The following is a 4,178-nucleotide window of genomic DNA, read 5'->3' as shown; positions in this document are numbered from 1 at the left end:
TCGGCCTGCGCGGTTGCGGAGAGGCTACCAAAGGCAATGCCGGTGGCGGCAAGGCCACCAATGGCCAGTCGAGTCATACGTTTCATGGGGTCTTCTCCTGGGGATTTTTCAAATTGGCTCATCACGCTGCTCGGGGCAAAGCACCTCAGCGGGCCAGACGGCTTTCTCACCCTCGCAGTTACAAGCATATCAGCCCCCCGGGCCCTCGCCAGGGCACTCGACTGCGCGGGGTCAACGCCCCTGGAACTGCTGCGTGTCGCGGATGATGCCCCAGCAAAAGTAAAGCCTTTGTGTGAGTTCGAGCTGCGTGTGACATATTGACTGCACCCCGGCAAACGCTACCCGGTCGCTGAAGCGCGCCAGGAGGGCGGGTTCATTAGGTTCATTGAGTAGAAACCACTAGATTTGCTAGCACATTGTCCTATCCTTTGCAACGAAGGCTCGCATTACGCTCCGGAAGATCGGATAGCACGTGTGCGTATCCGAGTCGATTCGCATGAGCCAGTACAAGCAGGAGGTGCTCAATGATTCGCCATCTCAAGTCCGGCGCCACCCAGGAGGCTCGGGTAGAAGCCGACCGCAAGGTTCGTGAACTCGTCGAGTCGACACTCGTCGATATCGAAGCGCGTGGCGATACGGCGGTCCGTGAGCTGTCGGAGAAATTCGACAACTGGTCACCGCAGAGTTTTCAATTGAGCCAGGATGAGATCGAGCAGGCAGTCTCCGAGGTCTCTGCCCGGAATCGCGAGGATATACGCTTTGCCCAGGCTCAGATCCGCCGCTTTGCCGAAGCCCAGCGGGCCTCCATGCAAGACATCGAAGTGGAAACGCGTCCCGGTGTCGTACTGGGCCACAAGCACCTTCCCGTGAATGCGGTGGGATGTTACATCCCGGGCGGCGGCTACCCGATGGTGGCCTCCGCGCACATGAGCGTCCTGACTGCCAAGGTTGCCGGTGTCAAGCGCGTGGTGGCCGCAGCTCCGCCCTACAAGGGCAAGCCACACCCGGCGATTATCACCGCCATGCACATGGCGGGCGCCGACGAGATTCTCGTGCTGGGTGGCGTGCAGGCGGTGGGCGCCATGGCCATTGGTACCGACAGCATTTCTCCGGTCGATATGCTGGTCGGCCCCGGCAATGCCTTTGTTGCCGAGGCCAAGCGGCAGCTGTTCGGTCGCGTCGGGATCGACCTCTTTGCGGGCCCCACCGAGTCGCTGGTGATCGCCGATGACAGTGTCGATGGACTACTGTGTGCCACTGATTTGCTGGGACAGGCGGAGCACGGCACCAACTCGCCCTGCGCGCTGCTGACCAACTCGGAGTCGCTGGCCAAAGACACGCTGGAGAAGATCGACGAGCTGCTGAAGAAGCTGCCCACGGCCGACGCCGCGCGCCAGTCCTGGGAGAACTACGGCGAGGTGATTGTCTGTGACACCGAAGAGGAGATGCTACAGGTCGCCGACGAGATGGCCTACGAGCACGTGCAGGTCATGACCAGAAACCCCGATGATTACCTGGAGAAGCTCACTAACTACGGCGCCCTGTTCCTGGGGCCGCGCACCAATGTGGCCTATGGCGACAAGGTGATCGGCACCAACCACACGCTGCCCACCATGAAAGCGGCACGCTACACGGGCGGGCTGTGGGTTGGTAAGTTCCTGAAGACGTGCACGTACCAGAAGGTACTCACTGACGAAGCGTCAGCGGAAATCGGCGGCTACTGCTCGCGCCTGTGCGCACTGGAGGGGTTCGCCGGCCATGGCGAGCAGGCCAATGAGCGGGTGCGTCGCTACGGCAAGCGGGATGTACCTTACGCGGCGGCGGTGGACGCATGAAACTGCCCACGACGCCGAGCCTGCGCCTGGACAGGCGCAGCGCTCTGGTGACAGGGGCAACCAAGGGATTGGGCCTTGCGGCGGCCTGCGCGCTGGCGCAGGCAGGCGCCCGCGTGACATTGGTCGCGCGCAACGCCGAGGAACTCGCACAGGTCGTCGAAGCGTTCCGTCAGGGGGCGCTGCAGGCCGAAGCCGTGGCGCTCGATATCAATGACCTCGATGCCATACGGGATGCCCTGGCGGGAGCTGTTTTTGACATTCTCGTCAATAACGCCGGCACCAATCGTCCGAAGCCGCTTGCCGAGACCACCCAGGGCGATTACGACGCGGTAATGGGGCTCAATGTACGGGCCACCTACTTCGTGACGCAGCACGTGGTGGAAAGCATGCCAAGCGGCGGCAGTGTCATCAATATGTCCTCCCAGATGGGCCACGTCGGCGCGCCCAACCGCAGCCTCTACTGCGCATCCAAGGCCGCCGTGGAAGGGATGACCAAGGCCATGGCTGTCGAACTCGGGGCACAGGGCATTCGGGTCAACAGCCTCTGCCCGACCTTCGTGGAGACGCCCATGACAGCGCCATTCTTCCAGGAGCCGGGGTTTCGAGAGACCGTCCTGGCGCAGATCCCGCTGGGGCGCATCGGCCAGCTCGAAGACATCATGGGGCCGGTGGTGTTTCTCGCCTCACCCGCCGCGGCGTTGGTCACGGGCAGCGCCTTGATGGTCGATGGCGGCTGGACGGCCCACTGACTGACACCCTCAGTGGCCTGGGGCGGGGGTGCGCCTGGCGCGCCCCGCTGCATCGACTCGCGGGCTGACCAACCGTCGTGCACCAACCGAGCAAATCAGGAGCCGAGCTCGTCCGTGGCGGCCTGCTTATGGGCGACCAGGGCCATTAGCCGACGGTCACGCCACTCCTGGCGTGCAGGCAGCTCGGCCGCGGGGCGCTGACGACGCAGCTCCGTTTCAAGGGCCGCGAGTACCTCGTCGTTCCAGGGCGCAGGCCCGGTGCGTTGCATGTCGACGGTGGTGTAGAGGGGACCGTAGCGGCGCGCATAGTCCACGACCCCTCCCGGGGCGTTCAGGTCGATGGTTTCCAGCGCACCCATGAACGACCATCGCAGGCCCAGGCCGTCCTTGACCGTCTTGTCGATGTCCTCCGCCGAGACGTACCCGTCCTGGAACAGACGCAGTGCCTCGGTGAGCAACGCCCCCTGCAAGCGATTGAGCACGAACCCCTCGATCTCCCGACGCACGTGGATGGGCTTCTGCCCGATCTGGCGCATCAGCGCCATGGTGCGTTCGACCACCTCGGGGGCCGTCTGCGGTCCGGGGACAACCTCGACCAATGGCACAAGATAGGGCGGGTTGACGGGGTGGGCCACCAAGCACCGCCAAGGCCGTTCAAGGTGACCGGTAAATTCGGATGCGACGATACCCGACGTGGAACTGGCGAGGATGGCATTGCCGTAGGCGTGGCGCTCCATCTCCGAGTAGATGGATCGTTTAATATCCGTATTCTCGGGGCCGCATTCCTGGACATAGTCTGCGCCTTGCAGCGCGTCGTGCAGGTCGCTGGACAGCGTGACACGGTCCAGGATCTCGCCCGATGCGCTGATCAGGCCCGCCGCCTCCAGATCATGCAGGGAGGTTGCCATTGCCTCCCGAGCGGCCTTGAGCGTCGACTGGTCCACATCGAAGAGGCGAACGGGCACGCCCGCTCGCGCGAAGACGATGGCCCAGGCGCGCCCGATCAATCCCGCGCCGATAACCGCGACGGTGCTGCCCATGCCGAGCTCTCCTCCGATCCGCCCCATGTATCACCTTGCCGACCCGCCCCCAGCATATTAGGCATCACCCGAGTGCCCGGCAAGCGGGGCACCGATCGCGGTCCAGATCATCCAGCCGGAGGTGGTGAAGTACAGCAGGCGGTCGCCCGCGCACACGTCCCCGCGGAGGATTAGCTCCTTGGCGAGGATGAGCCGCAGCCCGCCGGCGCCGTGGACGATGCACTTGGGCTTCCCGGTGGTGCCCGAGGAGTACAGGATTCGGCGCGTTGGAGAAGCGCGCCCGTGGCCAATGCCCGGCCACGGGCGCGTCCGCCTGTTCGGCCTCAGCCGCTTAGAGGCACTCCTCGATTTCCTCGAGGGATGGCAGATTGTCCATGGTCCGGCTCAGGTTAAACGGCACCGACAAATCCCGCCAGGTGGCGTACTCCTTCAAGTAGCTGATCTGCGAGTGGTAGACCATGGCGTGCCGCGGGTCCTCGCAGGCGCCCCGGACAATCACCTCATTGGTGGCCTCCTGGACGCGCTGCAGATCCTCCTCGGGGATCTGGGTGATC

The 4,178-nt window shown here is 64.1% G+C and carries 4 protein-coding genes; 2 read left to right on the top strand and 2 right to left on the bottom strand.

Annotation, left to right across the window (positions count from 1 at the left end):
- The first annotated feature begins 524 nt into the window (after positions 1-524).
- Both hisD and QZT63_RS04715 read left to right on the top strand, forming a co-directional pair.
- Positions 525-1,835, top strand: coding sequence for a histidinol dehydrogenase (gene hisD, locus QZT63_RS04720; protein WP_290649032.1), 1,311 nt, complete (start codon positions 525-527; stop codon positions 1,833-1,835).
- Positions 1,832-2,584, top strand: a complete 753-nt coding sequence (locus tag QZT63_RS04715) for a glucose 1-dehydrogenase (protein ID WP_290649031.1) — start codon at positions 1,832-1,834, stop codon at positions 2,582-2,584. Before hisD ends, QZT63_RS04715 begins: the two co-directional genes overlap by 4 nt.
- Positions 2,585-2,679: 95 nt before the next feature.
- Here the strand turns inward: QZT63_RS04715 and QZT63_RS04710 are convergent, their stop codons facing one another.
- Together QZT63_RS04710 and QZT63_RS04705 are read right to left on the bottom strand one after the other, a co-directional pair.
- Positions 2,680-3,624, bottom strand: a complete 945-nt coding sequence (locus QZT63_RS04710) for a 3-hydroxyacyl-CoA dehydrogenase (RefSeq protein WP_290649029.1) — start codon at positions 3,622-3,624, stop codon at positions 2,680-2,682.
- 331 nt (positions 3,625-3,955) lie between these two features.
- Positions 3,956-4,178: hypothetical protein (locus tag QZT63_RS04705; protein WP_290649027.1), on the bottom strand; the 223-nt coding region annotated here is incomplete at its 5' end.

Source organism: Aquisalimonas sp. (genome assembly GCF_007120195.1).
Classification (GTDB): domain Bacteria; phylum Pseudomonadota; class Gammaproteobacteria; order Nitrococcales; family Aquisalimonadaceae; genus Aquisalimonas.
The sequence above is the reverse complement of the archived record's forward strand: the minus strand, read 5'-3'. Positions and strand labels throughout refer to the sequence as shown.

What these genes read in the sequence shown, in the direction of transcription:
- hisD (WP_290649032.1), top strand. Translation starts at nt 525, where the DNA reads ATGATTCGCCATCTCAAGTCCGGCGCCACCCAGGAGGCTCGGGTAGAA.
- QZT63_RS04715 (WP_290649031.1), top strand. Translation starts at nt 1,832, where the DNA reads ATGAAACTGCCCACGACGCCGAGCCTGCGCCTGGACAGGCGCAGCGCT.
- QZT63_RS04710 (WP_290649029.1), bottom strand. Translation starts at nt 3,624, where the DNA reads ATGGGCAGCACCGTCGCGGTTATCGGCGCGGGATTGATCGGGCGCGCC.